Source organism: Paraburkholderia flagellata, assembly GCF_021390645.1.
In the GTDB taxonomy this organism is placed as follows: domain Bacteria; phylum Pseudomonadota; class Gammaproteobacteria; order Burkholderiales; family Burkholderiaceae; genus Paraburkholderia; species Paraburkholderia flagellata.
The window spans coordinates 632617-657776 of the sequence record NZ_JAJEJT010000003.1 but is presented as its reverse complement, the minus strand read 5'-3'; the positions used below and the strand labels follow the sequence as shown (position 1 = coordinate 657776).

Below are 25160 nucleotides of genomic sequence, written 5' to 3'. Positions count from 1 at the left end.
AACGCAAACATTAGCAGCACTTATGCTTACGAAGATTGATGCATCCCTGCTCGGCGCCTTGCGCTGCTTCGAAGCGGCGGGCCGCCTGCTCAGTTTCACCCGTGCGGCTGAGTCGCTGAACCTGTCGCAAAGTGCGGTGAGCCAACAGATGCGCAATCTGGAGGAGCGGCTCGGTTATCCGTTGTTCGTGCGTGAGGCGCGCAGCCTCAAGCTCACCCGCGAGGGCGATGCGCTGCTGAAGACCACGGCTCGCGCACTCGACGACATCCAGCAGACGATCCAGCGGCTCGCCGTATCGCAGGCGCCGCTGCAGGTCAATTGCCTGCCGTCGTTCGCCATGCAGTGGCTCATGCCGCGTCTGAGCGCATTCCTTCAGCAACAGCCCGACGTGCTGGTGCGCCTGACGGCTGAATTTCAGGCGCTCGATCGACAATCGATGGATGAAGGCAATATCGATGTGGCGGTGCGTTACGACCCGGTTCAGTACCGGCATGTGCAGGCTGAGGTGCTGATGGACGAATACCTGATACCGGTCGCGACGCCAGAATATCTCGAGCAGCATCCGGGCTTTGCGAAGGGGGCGTCGCTCGACGGCGTCGTGTTGCTTCACGACGCCTCGCCTTGGACGGGTTCACGCGAGTTCGACGAATGGCGCACGTGGCTGGAGGCGTTTCATCCTGCCTGGCTTGCCCATCTCGAGGGACCGCAGTTCAATTTTTCCAGTCTCGCCATCAGCGCGGCGTTGAGCCATCAGGGCGTCGCGATGGGACGCACGGCGCTCGTCCACGACGAGATCAGGAGCGGGCGTCTCGTGAATGTCTTTGGCAAGTACGTTCGCGCATCGGCGCGCTACGTGCTGCTCACGCGGCGGCCCGAGGATCGCCGCGCGGCCGCATTTGCCACGTGGCTCAGGGGCGAATGCGGCCGGTTCGAAACGGCCCGCACGGCGCTGCTGGCAGCGCACCCGAGAGAGCGTCGCAAGCGCCAGCATGCATCGTCAGGCAGGGACGATTCTGCGTAGCGACTGATACGCACCCGCGATTTCCGGCGCAAAGGCCATTGGGCTCACGCGACGCGCGTCATAGCCACCGCCTTGATCTCGACAAGCAGTGTCGGCCTGGCCAGCGCGGCTACGCCGAGGATGGTCCACGCCGGAGCGTCCGCTTTGATGTAGCGATCCTTGATCTCGCGGAACGCTGCGAGTTGTCCGCCGACGTCAACGTGATAGCTGACCAGTTCGACGAGATCCTCGAAGCCGAGGCCCGCTGCCTGCAGGATCGCGCCCAGCCTCTGAAATGCAAGATCGATCTGCTCGTCCACGCTCGCGGGCACGGTCCCGTCTGCCCGGACGCCGATCTGGCCGGCGATGAACAGCAAGCCGCCCGCCGCAACGGCTGGCGCGTAGTTGAACGTCCTGAAGACCTCGGTGCTCCCGAAAACCGGGTGTGGATTCGAGAGGGCAACGGTCGTTTTGGAAGATTGCATGGTGAGTACCTTGTGAAAGAGAGGATGCTGAACAAGCTCCGCCTACGAAGCATTCAATGACCCGCGCCGAACCTGATCCTGTTCCTGTGATTCGAAGAGCGCCTTGAAATTGCCTTCGCCAAACCCGTCCTCGCCGCGCCGCTCGATGATCTCGAAAAAGATCGGGCCGATCTGACGCCGCGCGAAGCGTTGCAGCAGAATCCTCCCGTCGCTCTTGCCGTCGACGAGAATGCCTCGGCGCTCCATGTTCTCGAGGTTCTGCCCATGGCCGGGAACCCGGGCGTCCAGGTTCCGGTAGTAGGCGTTCGGCGGTGGAGCCATGAAGTCGATCCCGGCGGTTTCCATGGCCGCGACGGTCTGCTCGATGTTCGACGACAGGAAGGCGATGTGCTGAATGCCCTCGCCGCCGTAGTCGCGGATGAACTCCTCGTTCTGGTTCAGCACGCCGGGCTGGTCGTGCGCCGCGGCGGCAATCGGGATCGACACCTTGCCGCACGGGCTCACCATCGACCGGGCCCGCATCCCCGTTTGCCGGCCTTTCACGTCCAGATATTGCTTCTGGACGAAGCCGAACGTGTCTTTGTAGAAGTCGGCCCAGTGGTCGAGGTTCTCCGCCTTGACGATGTTCGAGGTGTGGTCGATTGCCTGGATGGCCGCATCCGCCACTTCGACAGATTGCCTTGGCCGATACGGCCTCGAAAACACGGGCGCGACATCGTGGTCGACGAAATAGACGAGGCTCTCGCCAATGCCCGCTATTGCCGGTACGTCGACGACGAATGCACCGAACTCGGCAGGCGTTGCCCGGCGGGCGCCACCCCGCAGCGCCTGTGCCAGGGCATTGGCAGCGTTGTCGACGCTGATGGCGATCGCGCGCGCGGATGCCCCGTGAACGTCCCGGAACGGATTCGGCGCAGGATTCACGATCAGGGCAGCTTCACCCTGGCGCAGGAGGATTGCCCCTGTGCGCGCGTGCTGCCCCAGTGCCTTGAATCCGAGCTTTCCGAAGAGGGCAACCAGCGCTTCGGGATCGGGGCATGCAAACTCGACGAAGGCGAAACCTGCTGTCGTCACGGTGCTCATTGAATGCTCCATACTTAAGTCGGGAATGGATCAAGTTTGCTTTATATCGACACGCCATTCGCTTTAGAATCGAAAGTCAGGACGCCATCTACCTTTTATTTCCATGGAAACTGCGGACCGGAACTTTCTCGATGCAACTGACCTGAAGCTGGTGCAGATACTGCTGCGCGACGGCAGGGCGCCCTACAAGTCACTCGCGGCAGAAGTCGGATTGACTGCGCCCGCGTGTGCGGAGCGCGTGCGGCGCTTGAAGGAGCGCGGCGTGATCAAGGGGTATCGCGCCGAAGTGGATTGGACGCGGCTGGGTTTTCCGATCAACGCCATCATCCGCATTGGGGCCTCCGCGGAGCGGGGCGCGAGTCTTCTGAAGACGTTTCGCGAAACGCCGAACGTGGTGGAGGTCATGCGGGTCACCGGGGAGGACAGCTACGTCCTCCACGTGTTGACCCGGTCGAGCGCGGAGCTCGAGGCCGTCATCGACAGAATTGGCAGCTTCGGTACGATCACCACTTCGCTCGTGCTCTCGACTCCCTTGCCAGCAGCCGAGCGGGTGAGTCAAGTGTTGTCGGTCAGGTAGCCCGGTGAGCCGCCGCAGCGATGGCTGGGATTCCCTTATTGAGCAGCGGGCAGGTTCGGAGGGGGCAGTGGCTCGAGTGACGGGTTACTGCGACGGATGAGCGGCAACTATTGACCGGATGGCGCCCCGTGGTTGAGCGAGGCGATCGTCGAGGGCGTCCGTGTCACTCAATGGTGAGCATCGACCTCCTACCGTCATTCGGGGCGCTGCGAAAGCAACGGCCGTTTCCAAAGTTCAACGGCCAATCGCACGCGCGGGTCGGGCGCCGGTCATCGGCCATGGTTGACTTGCTTTTCTGACGCGCACCTCTAAGCCTTCAGGCAAGGTTGTTGAATACCGGCTCGCATGGCGCCGACAGTGCTTCACAGACTAAAGCGCGATTGGATCGACAGGTAACTAACTGCAGGTGGCGGGCGGTCGTGTCACGTGTATGTATGGTCGGAACATTTGTCCGTTGAGCAATGTACCCGCAGTATGCTGTGTAAATTCTCCGATCGATCCGACATTCGCGAACACCTTGAGGCGTTGATGGATGTCATCCAGCAAGTTCGCGATCAAACGCGTCGATGTAACGTGAAAAGGCCCCGCACCCCACGCTAAGGCAGGTTGGAACCGTTGTCCATTGTGCTCATTCGCTTGATGCATGAGGAGACCAAATCGTTGCCTTGTCCCAGCGCACAGAGTACAAAGCTACGCGCGCATGAACGGGGGCGCTTGTACCGCCCGCCCGGGCGAGAGCGGGTTCGATGCGACGCCTTCGACAGGAAGCGCGGGTAGGTGCTCGCTGACATAGCGTGCGTGCCGCTCGAAAATCGTGCAGATCTCGCCTTCGGCCAGCAGTTTTTCGCGGCCGTAGGCGCGAGCCGGCGCTGATAGATGGTATGTCACATCTGCGCCTTCGAATTGAATCTCGATGAGTGATTTGTCTACCAGTTCGCCAACACAGTCCATCACGGCTTCGTTGGAGAGCGCGGCATCGCGTGCGATCAGGCACGCCGCCTCCGGGCTGAAGGCGCGGTTGAACACGCTCAGACGCCTGAACACCGTCCGCTCGGCGGCGTCGAGCATCTCGAAGCTCCAGTCGAATGCGGCCCGCAGCGTCCGATGTCTGGGCTGGGCGGTGCGATAGCCGCCGGCAAGATAGAGCAGAGGTTCGTCGAGTCCCTCGCAAATGCCTTCCAGGCCAAGTACGGAAGCGCGTCCGGCCGCCAGTTCAAGCGCGAGCGGTATGCCCTCGAGGCGTCGGCATATCTCTTCGACGACCCGGAGCCGGTCATCGCACATGTCGGCGTTCACGCCGTTCGAGAACAGCCGCCTCAAGAAGAGACCGACCGCCGGGGAGCGGAGCACGGCGTCCCGGCTGTCGCCTGCGCCTGGAAGTGCAAGTGGGCCGACGCGATAGACGAACTCGTCGAACACACGTAGGCGGAACCGGCTGGTGGCGAGAATCCGAACCTGGGGGTTGGTATGGCTGATGAGTCCGATGATCTCGGCGACGTGCTCCACGACATGTTCGGCGTTGTCAATGACGAGCACGCCGCGCATGCCGGCCAGCTCACTCGCCACGCTGCGCAGATCGGGCTCTTCCTCGACGAAGGGGAGGCCGCAGACGTCCGCGAACGCGCGGATGACCGCAGCGCGCGTGCCGTGCGCGGCGAGTTCGACGAGGCGGACATCGACAGCTTGTTCCGTGACCAGCCGGTGCGCGATTTCCCGGGCGATTCTCGTCTTGCCGATGCCGCCCGCGCCGACGAGTGTCACGACACGCGCCGAAGCGATCATCGAGCGTATTTCAGCGATTGCGGCTTCACGCCCGAGCAACGCATCACGTACGGGCAGCGGATTGGGCTCAGGCGCGGGCCCTGATTCGTGAAGCGGCAAAGACACGATCCGCACATTGGAAGCAGCCGCCACCAGTTGATAGCCGCGCCCCGGCACCGTCAGTATCAATTTGCGGTCTGTGCCCAGCGCCTTGCGGATCGCCGACAGCTGCACATGGATGTTGTTTTCCTCGACGATCGTATCGGGCCAGACCGCCTCCATGAGTTCGTCCTTGGAGACAATGCGTCCTCCCGCCAAGGCGATGGTGGCGAGCACATCGAATGCGCGCGATCCGAGATCCACCACCTTGCCGCCGCGGCGTAGCGCCCGTACGCCAAGATCCAGCTCGCATTCACCGACCTGAATGACGGGTGTGCGGGAATCAAACGATGCGGAATCTGCTATCGCGTAGTTCATGTCTGTTTTGTCCGGCATGTCTCGGGCAAGGGACTGAGGGCGCGGCAACCCGCCTGGCCGTTGGCGGTCCGACGTCGTGAATGGACTGATTGCACGCGGACCGTATCGAGACGGATGATAGGCGAAGCGACTTTTCCTCATCGTTACCCGCACATTAACTTTTGTTAATCTACGGTACCCGCAGCAGCGGTTCACGCACATGAGTTCATCGGGGGCCGGCTCCGCGGAACGCCAGTGCCGAAAACTGGAGAGAACATTAACTTAATTTAATGAAACTCCGAAAAACGGAATATCGGCTCAGGACGGATAATTAGAGGCGAGGTGCATAGGCAAGGAAGACCGGACTTCGCACGGGCTGCGGCGCCGCGCCGCGACCGTTTACCGCGAAAGTCTGGAACCGCGAGTGGCTGGAATGAAGATCTTGTTAGTGGAAGACAATTTGCAGGTTGCCGGCTTCCTGAGGAAGGGACTTGCGGAGACGGGCCACGTGGTCGACTTCGCCGACAACGGCCACGACGGCATGTTCCTCGCCATGGGCGGCGCATACGACGCGATTATTCTGGATCGCATGCTGCCGGGCGGCGTGGACGGCCTCAGCATCGTGGCGGCGCTGAGGGCGACGGGTAGCAAGACGCCGGTGCTGATCCTGAGCGCGCTCGATGCCGTGGACGAGCGCATTCGCGGGCTGAAGGCGGGCGGCGACGACTACGTGGTCAAGCCCTTCGCATTCGGCGAGGTGCTGGCGAGGCTCGAGGTGCTCATGCGCCGCTCGCAGAGCGACGTGCTCGAAACGACGCTCAAGGTGGGCGACCTGAGTATCGATCTCCTTTCGCGAAGGGTCACGCGTGCGGGCAAGGCGATCAGCCTGAAGCCGCGCGAATTCAAGCTGCTCGAGTACATGATGCGGCATGCCGATCAGGTCGTGACGCGCACCATGTTGCTGGAGAATATCTGGGAATATCACTTCGACCCGCAGACCAACGTGATCGACGTGCACGTCAGCAAGCTTCGGCAAAAGATCGACGCGGGGTTCGAGCGTTCGCTTCTGCGCACTGTGCGAAACTCCGGGTACATGCTTTCGGCCGACCCATGAAATCCAGCCACCTGTGAAGCCACGGACCGATGCGGCAGCCGTCATGAATCCAGAAGACTCGAACGTCCAAACGTTGTGGGATGACGGTACGCTCGTCCTCTCGCGGATCAAGGCGCGGGGCGCGGCGAAGACGCGGCTCGCCGCGCGTCCGTCGGCGAGCCAGCCATCGGCGCAAGCCCTGTCGTTGCTCGAGAACGCCAATCGGCTACGCTCGCGGCTCGATAGTCCGCGCTTCACGCAACCGCACGCGCTTGTGCGGGAGAGCCGGCGCACTACGCTCTTCCTCGAAGATCCGGGCGGCAGCGTTCTCTCGTCCATGCAGACGCATCGTCTGCCGCACAGTCAGGTCCTTTCGATAGCGGCCAACGCGGCGGCCGCGCTCGACGCATTGCATGTGCGTGGCCTCATCCATCACGACATCCGGACTGCTCACCTGCTCGTCAACGCGAAGACTGGCGGGGTTGCGCTTACCGGATTCGGATTGACCTCCGATGCCGACGCCGAAGCCGCCGCCGAAGGTCAGGAAATCCGCCAGCCGGTTCTGTTCTCGGACGCGCTCCCCTACGTTGCGCCGGAGCGAACCGGACTTCTCAACCGGCACCCCGATGCGCGCTCCGACCTGTACTCGCTCGGCGTCGTAATTTACTGGATGCTCACGGGCCGATTCCCTTGGCTGGCCAGTTCGGCGGCGGAGTGGCTGCACTGCCATACGGCAAGAAAGCCGATTTCTCCGAAAGAGTATGCGCCTGAGATTCCCGATCCCGTGGCCGCCATCGTCGACCGGCTGCTAGCGAAGGCTGCGGAAGACAGGTACCAGACCGCGCGAGGTGTGGAGCACGATTTGCGGCTGTGCGCCGTGCAATGCCTGCGCGGGGCGCATATCGAACCCTTTGCATTGGGCGCGGCCGACTCAGCCGACCGCTTGCTCATTCCCGGGCGACTGTATGGGCGGGAGACGGAAGTGCGGGCGCTGACTGGCGCCTTCGACCGTGTCGTTCACGACGGCTCGCCGGAATGCGTTCTGGTGTCCGGCTACTCGGGAATCGGGAAATCGGCGCTGGTCGAGGAATTTCATCGGTCGATGTCCTGCTCGGGCAGCCTGTTCGCTTCAGGCAAATTCGATCAGTACAAGCGGGATATTCCGTACGCAACGATTGCACAGTGCATGGCGGCGCTCGTGCAGCAGATTCTCGACGAAGACGAGCCCGAAATCAGCACATGGCGGGTGCGTATTCAGGAAGCGCTGGGTTCCAACGGACAATTGATCATCGATTTGATACCCGCGCTCGAACGCCTGATCGGTGCTCAACCGCAGGTTGCCGAACTCCCGCCGCAGGAGGCCCAGAAACGGTTCGTCGCGGCGTTGACGCGATTCATCGGGTCCTTCGCTTTTCCGGGGCGACCGCTGGTGCTCTTTCTGGACGATCTCCAATGGCTGGACTCAGGCACGATCTCGGTCCTCGAGGCTTTGGGGGGCGGGCAGGACATCAGGGATCTGCTGCTCATCGGCGCGTTTCGCGATAACGAAGTCGGGCCCACGCACCCATTGACACGCGCAGTCGGTGCGATGCGCGCGGGGCGGGTTCGCGTTCATGACGTGTTGCTGGCCCCGCTCGGCGTGAAAGAGGTGGCAGGCCTCGTGCGCGATGCGACCCACGGTGATACACAACGCACAGCGCCACTCTCGCAGGTCCTGTTCGACAAGACGGGCGGGAACCCGTTTTTTGTCGTCCAGTTCCTTCAGGTTCTGGCCGACGAGGGCTTTCTCACTTTTGACAAGGCGCGTCGCGAGTGGGCATGCAACTCGGAGCAGATCGCACAGAGAGCATTTCCCGCCAGCGTAGTGGATCTAATGGTCGACAAGCTCGGCCGCCTGCCCGATTCGACCCGCCGTGTACTCGTGGATTTCGCGTGTCTCGGCGCCGCGGTTTCGAACACGGTTCTAGCACGCGTGAGCGGTCAGTCGATAGAGGCGATCGACACGGCGCTCGCGGAAGCCGCCGCCCAAGGCATTGTGTATCGGGAGGCCGATGGCTACGCCTTCGTTCATGACCGGATTCAGGAAGCCGCGTATGCGTTACTGGCTGAAGCCGATCGCGCACCGGCGCACTTGCGCATCGGGACCCTGCTGGACGGCGGTGACGGGGATCCGGATGTCGAGCGAAATATCTTCGAGATCGTCAACCAGTTCAACCGCGCGATCCACGTGATCGAGGACGTTGAAGTACGCACGCGCGTGGCCGGTCTCAACTTGCGCGCCGGCCGCCGCGCAAGGGCCTCCGCAGCCTATGGTTCCGCGCTCGCGTATCTGACGCTCGGAAGCGACATTATTGGCAGTGGCGCATGGCAGACGCATTACCAGGAGAAGTTCTCGTTCGAACTGCTGCGCGCCGAATGCGAATTCCTCACGGGAAACGCCACGCTGGCCGAGGAGCGCCTGCGTGGTCTGGCAATCAAGGCTGAGAACGCGCCGCACAAGGCTGCGGTGGCGTTTCTTCGCGTCACGCTGCATACGGCGCTTGATCAGATGCAGGCCGCCGTCGAAATCTGCCTCGGCTATCTGCGCCAGGTCGGGATTGACTGGGCCGCGCACCCAGCCCGCGCGGATGCCGAGGCGGAGTACGCGACCCTGCACGAGCGGATCGGGCAAAGAGCGATCGCCTCCCTCATCGATCTTCCGCTGCTCCATGACGAGACATTGGAGGCGACGCTCAATGTCCTGACCGCGGTTTTGCCACCGGCCTTCTTCACGGACGAGAACCTGGTATGTCTGGTGTTGTCACGCATGGCGAACCTGAGCATTCGCCATGGAAACGCCGACGCGTCCTCGCTGGGTTTCGCCTACCTCGGCATGGTGGCCGGGCCGATTTTCGGCGACTATCGCGCGGGTTTCGAGTTCGGCAGGCTGGGACTGGCGCTGGTGGACGAGCGGGGCCTGGGGCGGTTCAGGGCGCGCGTGTACATGTGCTTCGCCTATCACGTGATGCCGTGGACACAGCCCATGCGCACGGGACTGCCGCTATTGCGGCGGGCTTTCGAAGCGGCGACGCAGAGCGGCGACCTCACCTATATTGGCTTCAGCAGCTGCTGCCTCGTGACGAGTCTACTTGCCGCCGGCCATCCGCTCGCGGAGATCGAGGACGAGGCGGTCGAGCGCCTGCGTATCGTTCGCGCCGCGGGTTTCGGGCTGATCGTCGACATCATGACCGCCCAGTTGTCGTTGATTCGCGGACTGCGGGGGCTGCAGCCGTGGCTCGGTTCCGCCGGTGCGGACTATGCAGACGAGGCTTCCCTGGAGCGACATCTCGAAGGCAATTCCGCACTCGCCATCGCGACATGCTGGTACTGGATACGCCAGATGCAGGCGCGCTATTTTGCCGGCGACATCGGGGGCGCGCTGGAGGCGCAAAAGCGCGCAGCCCCGTTGCTGTGGACCACGTCGGGACACTTCGAGCTGGCGGAATATCACTTCTTTGGCGCACTGGTGCGTCTGCATTGGCATGACACCCTTGCACCCACCGAACAGACCGCCAACCTGACGTCGCTGGCTGATCATGTCGAGAAACTGCGCGGCTGGTCCCGGCATGCCCCCGCGAACTTTGCCTCGCGTACTGCGTTGGTCGAGGCCGAACTCGCACGCGTAGGCAAGCGTGAGTTCGAAGCGATGCGCTTCTACGAGCAGGCGATCGAGCACGCGCGCTTGCAGCGTCTGCTGCATGTCGAGGGTCTCGCCAATGAGATCGCCGGCCGGTTCTATGCGGCTCAGGGTTTTGCGGCTATCAGCGTCGTGTACCTGCGCAACGCGCGGCTGGCCTGGTTGAACTGGGGGGCGATGGCGAAAGTCCGGTCGCTCGACGCGCGCCATCCGGGACTGGCGTCGGACGACGCTTCGAGCGCGTCGAGCGGGCCGGTGGCGAATCAACTGGAGATGGAGACGGTCGTTAAGGCATCCCAGGCGATTTCCAGCGAGCGGGTGGTCGAGCGGCTCATGCATACGCTGATGACCATTGTGCTCGAGCACGCCGGCGCCCGGCGCGCATTGTTGATTTTGCCGCACGCGGAGCAACTCTGGATCGAGGCGGAGGCCAATGCGATCCGTGAGGGCACCACGGTCGATGTCGGCCGTCGCGCCGCTTCGTCGGAGGCCGTACCCGTCGCGATGCTGCATCACAGCCTGCGTACGCACGAACCGGTGCTGGTGGACGACGCCTCGATAGAGAATCCATTCGCAGCAGACGAGTACTTCAGCGGCCGGAATGCCCGCTCGGTGCTGTCATTGCCGCTCGTCAAGCAGGACCGGGTGGTCGGCGCCCTGTATCTCGAGAACGAACTGGCGCCCGGCGTTTTCACGCTCTCGCGGATGGCGGTGCTCAGACTGCTCGCATCGCAGGCCGCGATATCGATCGAGAATGCCAGCCTGGAAGAGATTGAGGCGCTCCTCGAGGAAAAGGAAGCCTTGCTGCAAGAAGTGCATCACCGGGTCAAAAACAATCTGCAGTTGATCAGCAGCCTGCTCAATCTCCAGGCGGCGCGCGTCGAAGACAGGGCGACGGCGGAGCGCTTCCTCGACAGCAGAAACCGGGTGCGCTCGATGGCGATGGTTCATGAGAATCTCTATCGGGCCGGAAATTTTGCGCGCATCGACATGGCGTCTCATATCCGGAATCTGTGCGCGCACCTTTCCCGCGCGTATGAATTGAGTCAACTGAACGTGTCCCTCGATGTGCGGGTGGACGACGTGCAGCTCGACATGAACCGGGCGGTGGCGTGCGGCATGATCGTGAACGAACTTGTCTCGAATGCGCTCAAACACGCGTTTCCGGAGGGACAGCACGGGCACCTGAGCGTCCAGCTGGTCTCGGACGACGAGCGCGGATGCAAACTGAGCGTATCGGATGACGGCATCGGATTGCCGCCCGATTTTTCCATCGAGGAGGCCGATTCTCTCGGCCTGCAACTCGTTTCCGACCTTGCCCACCAACTCCATGCCTCGGTTCGGCAGGACAGCGATGTGGGGACAAGCTTTGTCATTCACTTCAAACTCTAAGGATCCAAAGGGCATCGACATGGCATCCGCGCGCATACTCATCGTGGAAGACGATCGTGTGGTGGCACGCGACATCGGTCAACAGCTGGTGCGCTGCGGTCATACCGTTGCGGGCAGTGTCGCGAGCGGCGAGGAGGCACTCGTCGTGGCGGCGCGGGCGCCGCTCGACCTCGTTCTCATGGATGTACGCCTCGAGGGCGAACTGGACGGTATCGATGCCGCGCGGCGGCTACGCGAAACGCATGGTCTGCCCATCGTATTTCTCACCGCCTATGCGGACGAGGAGACGGTCCAGCGCGCGACGGTCACCGAACCGTTCGGGTACGTCCTGAAGCCCTTTGAAGACCAGCAGCTGCGCACGGTTGTGGAGATGGCGCTATACAAGCATGCTGCCGAGCGCCGCCTGCGCGAAAGCGAGCAGCGCTATGCGGTCACGCTTGCCAGCATTGGCGACGGTGTGATTGCGACGGACTGCGAATCGCGCGTCACGCTGATCAACCCCGTTGCCGAGGCATTGACAGGATGGTCTCGCGTGGAGGCCGCCGGCCAGCCGCTCGCGAAGGTGCTCGTGCTGATCGACGAGAACACGAACACGCCGCTGGACGACGTGGGCGCCGCGGCCCTGCGCGAGCACGCGCCCGTCGACTTGCCGGACAAGACGCGACTGGTTGGCCGGCAGGGACGCGAAGTACCGGTCGAAACCCGAGTCACACGGATCGTCGACGATGTGGGGCAGGTCGTTGGTGTCGTGCTCGCGATTCGCGACGTGACCGAAACGCGCCGTGCGGCGCAAGCGGAGATTCTGCGCGAAACCAATGAGCGCCTCGGCGCGGCAATGTGGGGGTCGAATGTCGGCGTATGGGAACTCGAAGTTGACAGCGAAGACGAACAGCATTGGGTGCTGCGATGCTGGAACGTGCGCGAGTGGCTCGGCTATGGGGAGCATGCCGGCGCTCCCAGCTTCAGCCGGTTCATGGCGCTCGTTCATCCTGACGACCGGAACCGCTTTGGAGAGGCAATCAGAAGCCAGTTGAGGAGCGGTGGGGCGCTTGCGGTAGAGCACCGCCTGCTGCACAGCGACGGGTCTTACCGATGGGTCCTCACGCGCGGCACACCGCGCAGGCATGCAGGCAGCACACCTGTCTGCCTGAGCGGCACGTTGATCGACATTACCGAACTCAAGCGTGCGGAGCTGGCGTTGCGCGCCAGCGAGGAGCGCTTTCGGGGTACGTTTGAAAATGCCGCGGTCGGGATTGCGCACTGCGGCTCGGATGGGCGATTTCTGCGTGTCAATCAACGATACTGCGAGATAGTCGGCTACACCCGCGACGCATTGCTCAACATGACATTCAGGGACGTCACGGACGCATCCTGTCTGCCTGCCAGCGATTCCCGGTTTGGACTGCTGTTCGAGAAGAAAATCCCTCACTACGTCGAAGACAAGCTACTCATACGCGGCGACGGAACGCGCGTTTGGGTCAATGTCTGCGTTGCGATCCAATGGGAACCGAGTGAGCAGATCTATCACACGATCGCGGTCTTGCAGGACATTTCCGAGCGCAAGGCGCTCGAGGCCACGGTGCGCGTAGCGCGAGACGAGGCGGAAGCGGCGAATAAGGCGAAGGATCAATTTCTCGCCAACATCAGCCACGAGTTGCGGACACCGCTGAACGGCATCCTCGGTTATGCACAGATCCTGCGCCACGACGATGGACTCGGGACGCGCCAAAGGTCGCAAGTCGCGGTCATCGAGCAAAGCGGGACGCATCTGTTGACGCTGATAAACGACTTGCTGGAGTTCGCGCGCGTCGGCGCGGGTCGCATCGATCTGCATTTGGCCGACGTGCCGCTCACGCCGTTTCTGGAGATGCTCGCGGAGATGGTTGCCGTGCGCGCCAGGGAAAAGGGCCTTACACAAACATGTGTGATTGCGCCTTGCTTACCGACTGTCATTCGAGTCGACGAAAAGCGCCTGCGCCAGGTACTGCTAAATCTGCTTTCGAATGCCGTGAAATTCACGGACGAAGGCGAGGTCACATTTGCGGTAAGACAGGTCAGCCAGGGTCTCCTGCGCTTCGAAGTATCGGACACGGGTGTGGGTATCACGCCCGACCAGATCGGACGAGTCTTCCAGCCGTTCGAACAGGCGGGCGATACCGAGCGGCGCAGCGCGGGCGTGGGTCTGGGCCTTTCCATCAGTCAACATCTGGTCTGGCTCATGGGCAGCGAGATTCACGTGGAGAGCGAGCACGGACGAGGGAGCCGGTTCTGGTTCGATCTTGCCGTGCCGGATCTGGGCGATGGAGCACGCGCGGCGGACGACGCGGATTGCGCGACGAGGCAGGATATCGACGGAGCGGCTGACGATCCATCGGCGATCATTCATGCGCGCCGCGCCCATGCATCGCCGAGAACGTCGAACGCGTGCGCGCAAGGCGAGCGCACGCCCGACACATCGCCGCCTGTTCCGGGTGACTCTGGCGCGGCCGCGCCGCTGGTCGTTCCCTCGCATGAGAACATGGAAATTCTGCATCGCCTGGCATTGCGAGGCGAGATGCGCGACGTCATGCGTCACGCCGATTCGCTGCTGGAAAGCGACGGGCGGTACCAGGCATTCGTGCTGCGCGTACGTCGGCTCGCGGAAAACTTCGAATCGAGGGAGTTGCTCGCATTCATCGAGCGGCATTGGAACGGAAGAGGGCCGGCATGACAGAGGAACTCGAATGCATTGCGCCGCTTGTTCTGGTTGTTGACGATACGGCGTCGAATCTCGGCCTGGTGGTCGATTTTCTCGAAGGAAACGACCTGCGCGTATCAATTGCCCGCGACGGCGAAGAAGCGCTCAGGCGGGCGGATCTTGTGCACCCGGACCTGATCCTGCTTGACGTGATGATGCCGGGCCTGGATGGTTTCGAGGTGTGCCGCAGGCTGAAGGACAACCCACGAACCCGCGCAGTGCCCGTGATTTTCATGACCTCGCTATCGCAGACAGAAGACAAGACGGCCGGCTTCCATGTGGGGGCAGTCGACTATGTGACCAAGCCGCTGCAGATGGAAGAACTGCTTGCGCGCGTGAAGACGCATTTGAAGCTGGGGCGTCTGCAGAAAGCCCTCAAAGAGCAGAACGCGCGTCTTCAGGAAGAGGTGCGCTGCCGCGAGGCCGCGCAGGACGCGCTGATAGATATGATCAATAGCGTGCGCAATACATCGAATGCCATCGCTCACGATCTTCGAACGCCGCTCACCGAACTCCGCTTCAGGATCGAGGCGATGGTCCTCGACCTCAAGAAGAAGGTCGATTGCGAAACGCTGGAGCGGCTGGAGGGGGCGTTGAGCGACATCGACCGTGTCATCGGCATTTTCAACGCGCTCCTGCGGCTCGCGGAAATCGATGCGGGCGTGCGCAGATCGGGATTTCTGCAAAGCGACGTGGCGCACGTTGTCGCGGAGGCGGTGGAGTTTTATCAGCCGCTGGCGGAACTACGCGGGCTCGCGCTGACACTGAGTGGTCCGGACAGCTTGCCGGCGCTGGTCGATCCCTTGTTGCTCGCCCAGGCGATCGGCAATCTCATCGACAACGCGCTGAAGTTCGCGAGCACGCAGGTGCGTGTCCGTCTGAGCGGCGCCGACGGCACGATCGAAGTCGCGGTGATCGACGACGGACCCGGTGTTCCGGAATCGGAAAAGATCAGGGTGACCGAGCGGTTCTACCGTGGTGACGCGAGTCGCGGAACCCCCGGAGTCGGACTCGGGCTCGCGCTCGTCAAAGGGGTGGCGACGTTGCATCGTGGCACGCTGCAGCTCGAGGACAACGATCCAGGGCTGATTGTGAAGCTGGCGCTATCGCGCTGATCGGCGCGGGACAGATGAGGCGGCCGTCGAAGCGGCGGTTGAGGCGACACTCGCCGTCGACCTCTCGAGGCGCGGCGGCGTGCGGGCGCTCGGGACGCCCGCTGAGCTGAGCCGCCGGCGAAGTTGGCCAAGACGCTGGATATCGGGTGCCGGCGAGTTCAGATCGATGAGGGCATCAAACTGCGCAAGAAGCGCCACGGCTTGAGCAGCCTCGTCTCTTTCAATGTGATGTGTGGCGAGGTCGAGCGCGGCGCGCAATTTCCAGATCACCGCGCCGTGTTCGCTCGCTAGCGTCATCGCGGCGTTCAGAAAGTGGCGTGCTTGCGCTTCGCAATGCGCGCGCTCCTCACGCGCTGAGCCTTCCAGCGCGAGCGCGTGCTGGAGTTCCACCCAACCTCTGGCCCGCAACAGTTCGGGCAGAAAGTAATATTCGCTGTGGGTCTCGCTGCGCTTGATCGCGTCGTCTAGCCTCGCACCGGCTTCCGCGAAACGGCGGGCGTTTGCAAGCATCTCGGCACTCAACACGATGAACGGCGCAATCACGCGCCGAAAGCCACGCGCAACGAGTCGCTGCAGGGCAGGCTCGAGCTTCTCGAGCGCCGACGTTTCATCACCGGACTGAAGATCGATCTGGATGGACAGACATTGCGCGTAGTCTTCCCAGACCGCGAAGCGGTGAGTCGCCACCTGCGAACGCAACAGGGCGAGATAGCGCGATGCGGCCTGCACGTCGCCACACTGAAGCGCGACCGGCACGGCCACGGTGGCAAGCAGATGGCTGAGCGTTGGCTCCAGCGTATCCCGGCGGGCCGGGTTCAGCGAGGTTTGCACGAGCTGCATTGCGTGCGCCGGCTTGCCCTGAAGCCAGGCAATGCGAGCGAGTGTGCCATTGCAGAAGATGAGCGGGTCCACGCCGAGCGAGCCGCAGGGCGAGTCCTCCGCGCCCAGTTCGCCGAGCGCCGCAACGGCGAACTCGAGGCGTTCCCGGGCTTGCTCGTGCTCGCCGAAGCAGTGGAGCGAAATGGCTAGCATGGCGCCCGCCAGCAGTCGCTTGCCGCGCAATTCGCCATGCTCCGCGGCTTGCTGGATGCGCGTGGCATAGCGGATCGATGCGTGAATGTCGGCGATCGACAACGCGGTGTTCCAGAGGCCCCAGAGGGCGCGCGCCACGAACGCGTCGTCGTGCGCTGCCTGCGCGAGCCGCAACACGCGCTGCCAAAACGATATCGCCGTCTCGACATTCTCGCCCACGTACACGAGCGTGGAGGCGTAGGCAGCGCACAGACGCATTTCGCAGACAACGTCGACAGAGCCGGCAGGCAGGGTGTCGAGCACGTCCAGCGCGCGCCGCGCCCGTTCGCAGCATTCGTGGACGAGCGATGCATCGAGCAGCGTGCCGACCAGCGCTCCCGCGAGCGCGACGCCCTGGGCCGGGTCGCCGTTCTCGGAGAAGGCCCAATCGTAGGCCGTGCGTGCGTCGTCGAGAGAAAGACGCGCGTTGAGATCCGTGCCGTGCCGGCTGCCTTCCGCGTGGACAAGGCCGTGCTCCTCAATGCGTTTTTTCATGTAGCGCATATGCCGGGAAGCGATGACGTGCACTTCACCTTCGTCGCGCAGTTTCTCCATCGCGTAGGCACGTGTGCTCTTGGTCAGCCGGTACGTTGCGATTGGACCGTGAAACTCCACGTTCAAAAGCGATTTGGTCGCGAGTTCCCCGAGACTCGACACGACCACCGCGATCGACATGCCGGGCTCCGTGGCGACGGCGCAGACCGCATCGAAAGTGAACGCGCCCGTAAAGCACCCGAAGCGGCGGAAGATAACGCGCGAAGGCGCATCGAGCAGCGCGTAGCTCCACTCGAACGTCGCACGCAAGGTCTGGTGCCGCGGCAATGCCGAACGCAAGCCGCCGGTGAGAAGGTCGAGCTGGTGGTCGAGCCGCGAAGCCACCCCTTCGACACCGAGCGTCGCCACCCGCGCCGCAGCGAGTTCAATGGCAAGTGGCAGGCCGTCGAGGCGCCGGCAGATGTCGGCGGCCAGTGCAATGCTCTTTTCGTCGGTGGCGCAGTCCGTTGCGAGCGACCGGGCACGGCACAGGAACAGTTCGACCGCCGAATGCGCGAGCATCTCCTGTGTTGCGAGTCCGGTCTCCGGAACGGCAAGCGGCTCGAGGCGCAACACGGACTCAGCGCGGATGTGCAGGGCTTCGCGGCTCGTCACGAGCACGCGCACCGATGAGTTGCGCACGAGCAGCGCCTCCACGAGCCCCGCCACGACGTCGATCACATGCTCGGCGTTGTCGAGTACGAGGAGGCATCCGGATTCGGCGAGCACGTCGTATAGCGTGTCCGTGCGGCGCTGCACATCGTCCATGGGAAGCCTCAGCGCGTCAGCCAGGATAGCGAGGACTGCCTCGCTCGATGACGCTCTGGCAAGTTCCACGAAGCATATCGCTCGACCGCTTCGGCCATGGATTTCGTTGGCGACGTGAAGGGCGAGCGCGGTCTTGCCGATGCCGCCGGCGCCGACGACCGTCGTGACCGGTCCCCGTTCGAGGTGATCGAGGAGTTGTTCGATCTCCGCGGCGCGCCCGATCAGGGGCGAGACGAGCGGAGGGAGTGCGGGAAGCTGAAGTGTGGTTGCGATCTGCGGACGAGTCTCGCCCGCCTTGGCCGTCTGGGCGCTCCCGGCAATCAGCAGATAACCTCGCCCCGGTACGGTTTTGATCAGATCACGGTCGGCTCCGAGCAGCTTGCGCAACGCAGCGATGTGCACCTGAAGTCGATTCTCTTCGACGATCTGGCCCGGCCAGACCGCGTCCATGATGTCGTCTTTCGACAGAATGGCGCCGTTGGCGCGATAAAGCGCCTCGAGAATATCGAAAGCGCGCGCGCCAATTCGCAGCGAAAGGCCGTTCTGCTGAATGTTTCGCTGATCGAAACTGACCTGTAACGATCCTATCTGAATCATGGTCGTCTCCGGCTGGCGGGATCGTGATTATCTTGAAGGCGCATCCGATCGAGCTTGGACGATGAAGCGGCGTGTGGCCCTCAATACTGCGCCAGTTCGGCGTTCCGGGTCTGCCGCGACGCGAATCAGCGGCAACGATGTCTTTCGATGCAGTGATTCCGCGCATTTCGAAGTGTAAACAAAGATCAGCGGGACGTCTTGAACAAAAATGCGCAGTGCAGCGGCACGCGGCGTTGGCGCTTGTTAAGCGGAATGTATAAATGTCACTCGAAAACAGGGTGTATCGCTACGTGGCGCGACATAACTCGCCTGCTGTATGCCAAATATGTTTCACTCGCACGAACGATCGAACCGAAGCAAAGTGGAACATGATGTGAGTGGCATTGGTATGGCAAATCCGAAATCGCGCTTTTCGAATTATCACCTGACTTTGAAACTGACATGACAAGCATCCGCGGCCGTGGGATCGGCTGGGGCACCAATCACTGCAAGTTCGCCGCCCCGGTGACGAGTTCGATGAAGGCGGCGATACGTCTCGATCCGCGCTGGTTCGGCAAATAAAGCGCGGTTACCGCGGACCGGGCGTTGTTCGGGTTGACTTCGTAGTCTTCGAAGAGCTTGGTCAGACGTCCGCTTTGCACATCGGCGGCCACGAGCCAGCTTGGGAGCAACGCAATGCCGGCGCCATTCAGCGCCGCCTCGCGGAGAATGTCCGAGTTATTGGTCTTCAGTCTTCCCATAACCGCGACTTCGGACTGCAGGCCATCCTTGCGGAACGTCCAAACTTGCCGGTCGGCTCCATAAGAGAAGCGCAGGCTCTGGTGCGTGGTCAATTCCCTGGGTTCCGCTGGCGTGCCGAATTCGCTCAGATAAGCGTGACTGGCCACGACATACCGGCTGAAGTTGCCGATGTGCCGGCTGATCACACTGGCGTCTGGAGGCGGCGTGCCAAGGCGGATGGCCAGGTCGATCCGCTCGGACACCAGATCGGAAACCGTGTCGGTCAGCGTGATGTCCAGATCGAGTTTGGGATAGCGCGACAGGAACGCGCCGAGATGCGGGCTGATGCACTGCCGCGCAAACTCCACAGGCACGGATACCCGGAGCGGACCGGAGGGCGCGTCGCCGCGGTCGGTGACGGCGGCGTCGGCTTCGGCGATGTCTTCGAGAATGCGCTTTGCGCTCAGGTAATACGTCTTGCCCGCATCGGATAGCGTGACCTGGCGCGTCGTCCTGTTGAGCAGCGCGGTGCCGAGTGCTTCTTCGAGCGCGTCAACAGCACGCGTGACAGATGAGGTCGCGAGTTCGAGCTTTCGCGCCGCGCTCGAGAAGCCGCCGCTCTCCGTCACCACGACGAACACGCGTAGCGCCTGAAGTTTATCCATCGCTTTGTCTCCGGTGCAACGAACCGTTGCATGCTGTTCCTATTCTAGCTTTCGACAAGCGGCCCTATCTTGTGTGCAGGCACATTTGAAGGAGAAACTGATGGAACCGCTTGAAATTCGTATCACGCACGATTTCATTTGCCCGTGGTGCTGGATTGGCGAAAAGAAGCTCGAGGAAGCCGTAACGGCGGAAGGCGTGAGCGAGGAAGTCAAGTACGTGTTCATGCCATATGAGCTGAATCCGGACATGCCGCAAGAGGGGCGAGACCGCAAGGCCTATCGCACGGCGAAATTCGGCAGTTGGGCTCGCTCGCAGGCCATGGATGTGCACGTGACGGAAGAAGGCAGGCTGCATGGACTGACGTTCGATTACGGCAAGGTGAAGCGCACGCCGAACACGTTGGCGGCACACCGGCTGGTGTGGTTCGTCCAGAACGAAGGCGGCGACGCGCGCTCTTTGGTCAATGCGATTTTTCGCGCCCACTTCACAGAGGGACGCGATATCGGCAACACGGAAGTGTTGACGGATATCGCCGCTTCTGTGGGGCTCGACAGGATACGTGTGAGCGAACTGTTCGCATCGCAAGACGGATGTGCACAGGTGCGCAAGCTCGAAGGCGCCTCCGCTCTCGAATCGGTCAGCGTCATACCATACGTCAAGCTGAGGAACGAAGTCGTGAGCGGTGCGCAGCCTGTCCCGGTGTTTCGCCGCGCGTTGCGCACGGCCGCGAACAAAGAGAGCGGGGCGGGCATAGTCGCTTAGTAGTGCGTCACGTTGAGCGCGCGGGGTGCTCCTCGCGCTCGAATCAACCGTCGCGCGCATCCGGTTTCGCGGATGCGCGTGGCGTCGAGCAACTCGGCCGAAACGCGGGTTAGTGTTCCAGTTCATATCGACGGCCCAATGCCAATTCGACATCGAGCCCTTCGGACGACTCCAGCACGCAGGCCAGAATCGAGTGGTTCGCGTTAGCCGGCCGGAGGCCTCGGCGATAGGGGCGGTAGATGGCGTCGCCACGGTTGACGGTCCTGCCCGTCAGGGTGCAAATCGTCTTGCGGCGCGAGTGAGTGCGTTTCCAGAGCTGATCCGCGTAATGGCCACATGTCGCGTCATACCAGCAGAGCGAGACGGCTGTACTCGAAAGGCGTTCGAGTATGCGGATATAGCCGGAAAACGGAACGTGGGATGCAGATCGCGCCGTTCCCTGTTGCGTACGCCCGCGATCGGCCTTGCGCGTTGCGCTTGCGTGATCCATGGCTTCGATGTCCGTGGACGAGCGAGAGGCTCGTTCGAGCGAGAGGATGGTTTGCTTCCACGGTTCGTCGTTTGCGCAGGGGTCCATTGGGCAGCTCCGTTTCGTATGCACGCGATCGGGTCCAGGCAAGGCCGCCTGGGCACGCCACTGTTCCGGGCGCCGCGCGGGACGACATCGCGTTGAGGCCGGACAGGCAACGCTATTGTGGATCGCGACTGCTAAAAGATCCTGAGCCTGAGGGTGAAAATTCCTGAAACGTCGAAGGCGCAGCAAGCGCGCCAGAAGGGTCTGCGGGGTTCGGGCTACGGCGGCGGCCAACTGCCCACCGCCCTTCACTGTGCTGTCAGTCCGAGATGGACGCAAATGCCGGATAGTCGATATAGCCTCGCTCGTCACCGCCGAAGAAGGTGCCCGGGTCGGCATCATTGAGGGGCAGCGCTCCACGCAAACGCGCAGGCAGATCCGGGTTGGCGATGAACGGACGGCCGAACGCGATGAGGTCCGCGCGGCCGCTTTCGATCGCATGCGTCGCGGTTTCCAGCGTATAGCCGCCGGCAAGCATCAAGACGCCCTTGAATTGCCGACGGATGAGCTCGATGATGGCGTCCCAGCGGGGATCGTACTTTTCGTCCTTCACCGTGCCGACAATAGCGGGCTCGACGAGGTGCAGGTAAGCCAGTTTCCAGCCATCGAGGCGCTCGGCGATATGGCCGAAGGTGGCTTCCGGCGTCTCGTCGCCCATACCCATGAAGCGTCCCATGGGTGTGAGCCGCACGCCGACGTTCACCGCGCCTACCTCGTCGCTGACCGCTTCCACGATTTCGAACAGCAGGCGCGTACGGTTTTCGATGCTGCCGCCATACACATCGGTACGGCGATTGCTATCGCTATTGATGAACTGATCGATCAGATAGCCGTTGCCGGCGTGAATCTCGACTCCGTCCATACCGGCTTGCATGGCATGGCGCGCAGCGACGCGGAAGTCCTGCACGATCTGCGCAATACCTTCGAGCGTCAATGCCCGGGGCACCGGGACATCGGCCCAGGCGCCATTGCCGTTGCTGTCGACGATGAACGTCTTGCCCGGCACGGGCATCGCCGTCGGCGCGACGGGCAGGCCACCGCCGGGCTGGAAGACCGGGTGCGAGACGCGTCCCACGTGCCAGAGTTGCAGAAAGATCTTGCCGCCTTCGGCATGGACGGCCTCGCTCACGGCTCGCCAGCCTTCGATCTGCTCCGCACTATGGATGCCGGGTGTCCAGGCATAACCTTGGCCCTGCTGCGATATTTGCGTGGCCTCGGTGACGATCAGCGCCGCGCCGGCGCGCTGCCGGTAATACTCGACGTTCATCGGGGTCGGCACATTGCCGGGCTGGCCCGCGCGCGAACGCGTGAGCGGCGCCATGGCGACGCGATGTGCGAGTGAGTGGCGGCCGAGGCGAATCGGTTGGAAGAGAGCGTCAGACATGGGAATCTCCGTGCATGGGAAGGGGAGCGGGATGTCTGCAACGTTATCGCCGATCGGGGCCACGGAGAATCCGTCCCGTATGCTACGCAGTTTTGCGCCGGACGCTAGTGATCACGGCGCAGACGACTGGGCGGCAATGATGAGCAGGCATAGGCGCGGCCCGATGTGAGAGGTGGCGCGCTTACGCCTGCTCAGGGCCTCGAAGCGGCGAGCCGAGTCCGAACGACGCGGCAAGCTGGGGTCCTTTTTCGAGTAGCGATGTGACCTCGGCGCGTCGCTGCGCTGACCAGTCCGCAAGGCGCTGCACGACGTCGGTGGCGTCCGGCGCAAGCGCCTGCGCGAGCGAGACGGCGTCGGCCGCGGCCTTCGACGTGCCGGAAGCCGTGTGCGGGCGCACCGTGCATGCCGCGTCGCCTACCAGCGCGACGCGGCCCTGTGCGAAGTCGGGGCTCAGCGCGTCGAAGATGGCTTGAACGAAGGGCGCGCGCGTGGCCAGCACCAGTTGTGCGAATACGGCAGGAAGCCGTTCGCTGGCGAGCTGTCTGAGCGTCGAGACGGAGCGGTCCGAGAGTTGGCCCGCATGGATCGACGCGTGATGAACGGTGCCTGCACGATCAGTCAAGTGGCGGCGCAACGCTTCGGTGTCCGTTTCGTTGCGATACCAGAGCCAGTTGAAACGTCGCGACCCCGGGGCAACCGATCCGTCCAGCGCGGGGATCAGGAATGCCATGAAGAGTTCGCCAGGCGCTTTGTGCAACGTCATATTCTCGACCAGCACGGCGATTGCCTCGGCATCGAAATCCGCTTCGTCGACAATGCCGCGCCATGCGATATAGCCAGCGAATGATGGGGCATAGCCGGGAAAAAGCCGCGTTCGCAACGTTGAGCCGGTGCCATCTGCGGCGATCAGGACGTCGGCACGTACGGCGCATTTGCCGACGTGAATATCAATTCCGTCGGCATCCTGATTAAATCCCGTGATCGTCTGGCCGTACCGAATGCGTTCGTGCGGCAACGTGCTGCAAAGCGAGTGGTAGACCGCATCCCACGATGAGAATGGCAGCATCTCCGGCTCGTCGCGCGTGAGCGCGCCGTCCCGGTCGATCCAGCGGCGGCGGCGCGTCGGCACGCTGATCATCGCACGGCTGTGATGTCCGTGCTGTTCGAGGAAGGCCATCATACGCCGCAGGACGGCCACGCCGCCGCCCTGGCCGCGCAGGGGCGTTGCGGACCGCTCGTAGATCTCTACGTCGTGGCCGGTGCAATCGAGCGTCAGGGCGGCCGCAAGACCGGCGATCGAGCCTCCGGCAATGATGACTTTCATTGTTGCTGACTCCCATGCTCATCGTCAGGCGCCGGGCGCCATGCGCAAAAAAACGGCCCATTGCGGCGCCGCCAGTCGTGCTTGGGCGCGCAACCCGTGGGCAGGACGCGTGTGCTGCCACCGCCCGCAGAGCATAACGTTATTGCGCCTCGCGCGCCGCCATCAAGTCCTTTCTGAACGATTCGAGGCCGCCATTTCAGAACTTTTCAGATTTTCAGGCGGCGCAGTCGCGTGCTAGATGCGAAGAAGCTTGCCCGCATTGCCGCCTAGTATCATCGCGCGCTGCTCCGCGCTCAGGTCGAGACGGTCCAGAAAGCGGACTGGCTGCTCGTAGCCCATGTCGAAGCAATAGTCGCTTCCGAGCATGAGCCGATCGACGCCAATGTTCTGCATCAGATAGTCCAGCACCGGGCCGGAATGCGAAACTGTGTCGTAGCTGAACCGCCGCAGATAGCTGCTCGGCCTTTGCGCCAGCCGCCGCGTTTCGGGCCTCACCGTCCAGCCGGCGTCCAGACGTCCAACAAGAATTGGCAGCGCCCCGCCCGCATGGGGTAGCGTCACGTGCAGTTCCGGATAACGGTCGAGGACGCCGCCGAGAATCAGATGTGAACCGGCGATTGCCGTATCGAATGGATTGCCGAGCAGGTTGCTCAGGTAGAAGTCGCCGAGCCGTGAGCCGCCCACGGTCTGCTGGGGGTGCAGAAAGACCGGTAGCTTCAGTTGCTCGATACGCGCGAAGATCGGCGAAAACCGAGGATCGTCGAGGTCGAGCCCATTGATGTTCGTCCCCATGTACACGCCGCGAACGCCCGGCAACTGCGCGGCCCGGTCGAGTTCGTCGATGGAGTCGGTGGCGTTGAGCATCGGCAGCGTCGCGAGCACAACGAATCTGGACGGATGCTGCTGGTAAACGCGCGATGCCGCCGTGTTCCATTCGCGTGCGAGCCTTGCGTTGAACGTCCGATCGCCCCAATAGGCCATCGGCACGCTCAGCGAGAGCGCCTGCACATCCACGCCCGATGCATCCATGTCCTTCAGGCGTTCGTCGACGTTGATGAATTTCATCGGCAGCGGACCGAGACCGCCGGCGGGCGACTGGAAGATGAAGGACTTGTCGTCGCAGACGAACGATCCACCGAACCGCTTCCCGTCGCCGCCGACAAGGTCGCAATAGCTTTCAGGGTAGTAGTGCGCATGAATGTCGATCGATCTGACCTTGGCCGGCGCCACGCGCGGTGTCTCGATCTGCGGCTCAGCCGCGGAGGCGGTGCGCCCCGCCACGACGGTGCCGGCCAGGGCCGTGAGCGCGCCTAGCACGCGCCGACGGCCGGGTGAGATGCAGCAAAGGCAATTCATTGTTGTGTCTCCGGATGCTTTGAGTTTTT

Annotated in this window: 16 protein-coding genes; 7 read left to right on the top strand and 9 right to left on the bottom strand. The window is 62.8% G+C overall.

The features are described from left to right. Positions 1 to 22: 22 nt before the first annotated feature. A complete protein-coding gene (locus tag L0U83_RS26595; RefSeq protein WP_233887146.1) occupies positions 23 to 1021 on the top strand; it encodes a LysR substrate-binding domain-containing protein in 999 nt (332 codons plus the stop codon). Between the two features lie 44 nt (positions 1022 to 1065). Here L0U83_RS26595 and L0U83_RS26590 read toward each other — a convergent pair whose 3' ends face one another. Together L0U83_RS26590 and hppD are read right to left on the bottom strand one after the other, a co-directional pair. Further along, a complete protein-coding gene (locus tag L0U83_RS26590; RefSeq protein ID WP_233887145.1) occupies positions 1066 to 1485 on the bottom strand; it encodes a RidA family protein in 420 nt (139 codons plus the stop codon). Positions 1486 to 1527: 42 nt separating this feature from the next. Further along, entirely contained in the window at positions 1528 to 2568 is a 1041-nt protein-coding gene (hppD, locus tag L0U83_RS26585; protein WP_233887144.1) for a 4-hydroxyphenylpyruvate dioxygenase, read from the bottom strand. Positions 2569 to 2671: 103 nt separating this feature from the next. Between hppD and L0U83_RS26580 the strand changes: the two genes are divergently transcribed. Next, on the top strand, positions 2672 to 3145 hold the full coding sequence (locus tag L0U83_RS26580; RefSeq protein ID WP_233887143.1) for an Lrp/AsnC family transcriptional regulator: 474 nt from the start codon (positions 2672 to 2674) through the stop codon (positions 3143 to 3145). Positions 3146 to 3835: 690 nt separating this feature from the next. Here L0U83_RS26580 and L0U83_RS26575 read toward each other — a convergent pair. Beyond that, positions 3836 to 5383 carry an ATP-binding protein gene (locus L0U83_RS26575; RefSeq protein ID WP_233887142.1) on the bottom strand — a complete coding sequence of 516 codons (1548 nt, stop codon included), beginning with the start codon at positions 5381 to 5383 and terminating at the stop codon, positions 3836 to 3838. Positions 5384 to 5795: 412 nt separating this feature from the next. On the opposite strand from L0U83_RS26575, the gene L0U83_RS26570 reads away from it, so the two are divergent. From L0U83_RS26570 to L0U83_RS26555, 4 genes are read left to right on the top strand one after another with little or no spacing between them, the layout of a single operon-like run. Then, positions 5796 to 6476 (top strand): response regulator transcription factor, encoded by a 681-nt coding sequence (locus tag L0U83_RS26570; protein WP_233887141.1) that lies wholly within the window; start codon positions 5796 to 5798, stop codon positions 6474 to 6476. Between the two features lie 43 nt (positions 6477 to 6519). After that, positions 6520 to 11523 carry an AAA family ATPase gene (locus L0U83_RS26565; protein WP_233887140.1) on the top strand — a complete coding sequence of 1668 codons (5004 nt, stop codon included), beginning with the start codon at positions 6520 to 6522 and terminating at the stop codon, positions 11521 to 11523. Positions 11524 to 11542: 19 nt separating this feature from the next. Next, positions 11543 to 14233, top strand: coding sequence for a hybrid sensor histidine kinase/response regulator (locus L0U83_RS26560; protein WP_233887139.1), 2691 nt, complete (start codon positions 11543 to 11545; stop codon positions 14231 to 14233). Then, complete coding sequence (locus tag L0U83_RS26555; RefSeq protein WP_233887138.1) at positions 14230 to 15375, top strand: hybrid sensor histidine kinase/response regulator; 1146 nt, start codon at positions 14230 to 14232, stop codon at positions 15373 to 15375. Before L0U83_RS26560 ends, L0U83_RS26555 begins: the two co-directional genes overlap by 4 nt. Here L0U83_RS26555 and L0U83_RS26550 read toward each other — a convergent pair. Both L0U83_RS26550 and L0U83_RS26545 read right to left on the bottom strand, forming a co-directional pair. After that, positions 15364 to 18345 (bottom strand): ATP-binding protein, encoded by a 2982-nt coding sequence (locus L0U83_RS26550; RefSeq protein WP_233887137.1) that lies wholly within the window; start codon positions 18343 to 18345, stop codon positions 15364 to 15366. The genes L0U83_RS26555 and L0U83_RS26550 overlap by 12 nt on opposite strands. Positions 18346 to 18827: 482 nt before the next feature. Further along, complete coding sequence (locus L0U83_RS26545) at positions 18828 to 19730, bottom strand: LysR family transcriptional regulator (RefSeq protein WP_233887136.1); 903 nt, start codon at positions 19728 to 19730, stop codon at positions 18828 to 18830. A gap of 100 nt (positions 19731 to 19830) precedes the next feature. Here L0U83_RS26545 and L0U83_RS26540 point away from each other — a divergent pair, with 100 nt between their 5' ends. Beyond that, the gene (locus L0U83_RS26540) at positions 19831 to 20493 is read left to right on the top strand and encodes a DsbA family oxidoreductase (protein ID WP_233887135.1); all 663 of its coding nucleotides are present in this window, start codon (positions 19831 to 19833) and stop codon (positions 20491 to 20493) included. Positions 20494 to 20602: 109 nt separating this feature from the next. Here the strand turns inward: L0U83_RS26540 and L0U83_RS26535 are convergent, their stop codons facing one another. The 4 genes from L0U83_RS26535 to L0U83_RS26520 all read right to left on the bottom strand — a co-directional run bounded on the left by L0U83_RS26535 (position 20603) and on the right by L0U83_RS26520 (position 25131). Then, on the bottom strand, positions 20603 to 21070 hold the full coding sequence (locus L0U83_RS26535) for a DUF3331 domain-containing protein (RefSeq protein WP_233887134.1): 468 nt from the start codon (positions 21068 to 21070) through the stop codon (positions 20603 to 20605). Between the two features lie 256 nt (positions 21071 to 21326). After that, positions 21327 to 22451, bottom strand: a complete 1125-nt coding sequence (locus L0U83_RS26530) for an alkene reductase (protein ID WP_233887133.1) — start codon at positions 22449 to 22451, stop codon at positions 21327 to 21329. 181 nt (positions 22452 to 22632) lie between these two features. After that, positions 22633 to 23775, bottom strand: a complete 1143-nt coding sequence (locus tag L0U83_RS26525) for an FAD binding domain-containing protein (protein WP_233887132.1) — start codon at positions 23773 to 23775, stop codon at positions 22633 to 22635. A gap of 234 nt (positions 23776 to 24009) precedes the next feature. Further along, on the bottom strand, positions 24010 to 25131 hold the full coding sequence (locus L0U83_RS26520; protein WP_233887131.1) for an amidohydrolase family protein: 1122 nt from the start codon (positions 25129 to 25131) through the stop codon (positions 24010 to 24012). Positions 25132 to 25160 lie beyond the last annotated feature (29 nt).

What these genes read in the sequence shown, in the direction of transcription:
- L0U83_RS26595 (WP_233887146.1), top strand. Translation starts at nt 23, where the DNA reads ATGCTTACGAAGATTGATGCATCCCTGCTCGGCGCCTTGCGCTGCTTC.
- L0U83_RS26590 (WP_233887145.1), bottom strand. Translation starts at nt 1,485, where the DNA reads ATGCAATCTTCCAAAACGACCGTTGCCCTCTCGAATCCACACCCGGTT.
- hppD (WP_233887144.1), bottom strand. Translation starts at nt 2,568, where the DNA reads ATGAGCACCGTGACGACAGCAGGTTTCGCCTTCGTCGAGTTTGCATGC.
- L0U83_RS26580 (WP_233887143.1), top strand. Translation starts at nt 2,672, where the DNA reads ATGGAAACTGCGGACCGGAACTTTCTCGATGCAACTGACCTGAAGCTG.
- L0U83_RS26575 (WP_233887142.1), bottom strand. Translation starts at nt 5,383, where the DNA reads ATGAACTACGCGATAGCAGATTCCGCATCGTTTGATTCCCGCACACCC.
- L0U83_RS26570 (WP_233887141.1), top strand. Translation starts at nt 5,796, where the DNA reads ATGAAGATCTTGTTAGTGGAAGACAATTTGCAGGTTGCCGGCTTCCTG.
- L0U83_RS26565 (WP_233887140.1), top strand. Translation starts at nt 6,520, where the DNA reads ATGAATCCAGAAGACTCGAACGTCCAAACGTTGTGGGATGACGGTACG.
- L0U83_RS26560 (WP_233887139.1), top strand. Translation starts at nt 11,543, where the DNA reads ATGGCATCCGCGCGCATACTCATCGTGGAAGACGATCGTGTGGTGGCA.
- L0U83_RS26555 (WP_233887138.1), top strand. Translation starts at nt 14,230, where the DNA reads ATGACAGAGGAACTCGAATGCATTGCGCCGCTTGTTCTGGTTGTTGAC.
- L0U83_RS26550 (WP_233887137.1), bottom strand. Translation starts at nt 18,345, where the DNA reads ATGATTCAGATAGGATCGTTACAGGTCAGTTTCGATCAGCGAAACATT.
- L0U83_RS26545 (WP_233887136.1), bottom strand. Translation starts at nt 19,730, where the DNA reads ATGGATAAACTTCAGGCGCTACGCGTGTTCGTCGTGGTGACGGAGAGC.
- L0U83_RS26540 (WP_233887135.1), top strand. Translation starts at nt 19,831, where the DNA reads ATGGAACCGCTTGAAATTCGTATCACGCACGATTTCATTTGCCCGTGG.
- L0U83_RS26535 (WP_233887134.1), bottom strand. Translation starts at nt 21,070, where the DNA reads ATGGACCCCTGCGCAAACGACGAACCGTGGAAGCAAACCATCCTCTCG.
- L0U83_RS26530 (WP_233887133.1), bottom strand. Translation starts at nt 22,451, where the DNA reads ATGTCTGACGCTCTCTTCCAACCGATTCGCCTCGGCCGCCACTCACTC.
- L0U83_RS26525 (WP_233887132.1), bottom strand. Translation starts at nt 23,775, where the DNA reads ATGAAAGTCATCATTGCCGGAGGCTCGATCGCCGGTCTTGCGGCCGCC.
- L0U83_RS26520 (WP_233887131.1), bottom strand. Translation starts at nt 25,131, where the DNA reads ATGAATTGCCTTTGCTGCATCTCACCCGGCCGTCGGCGCGTGCTAGGC.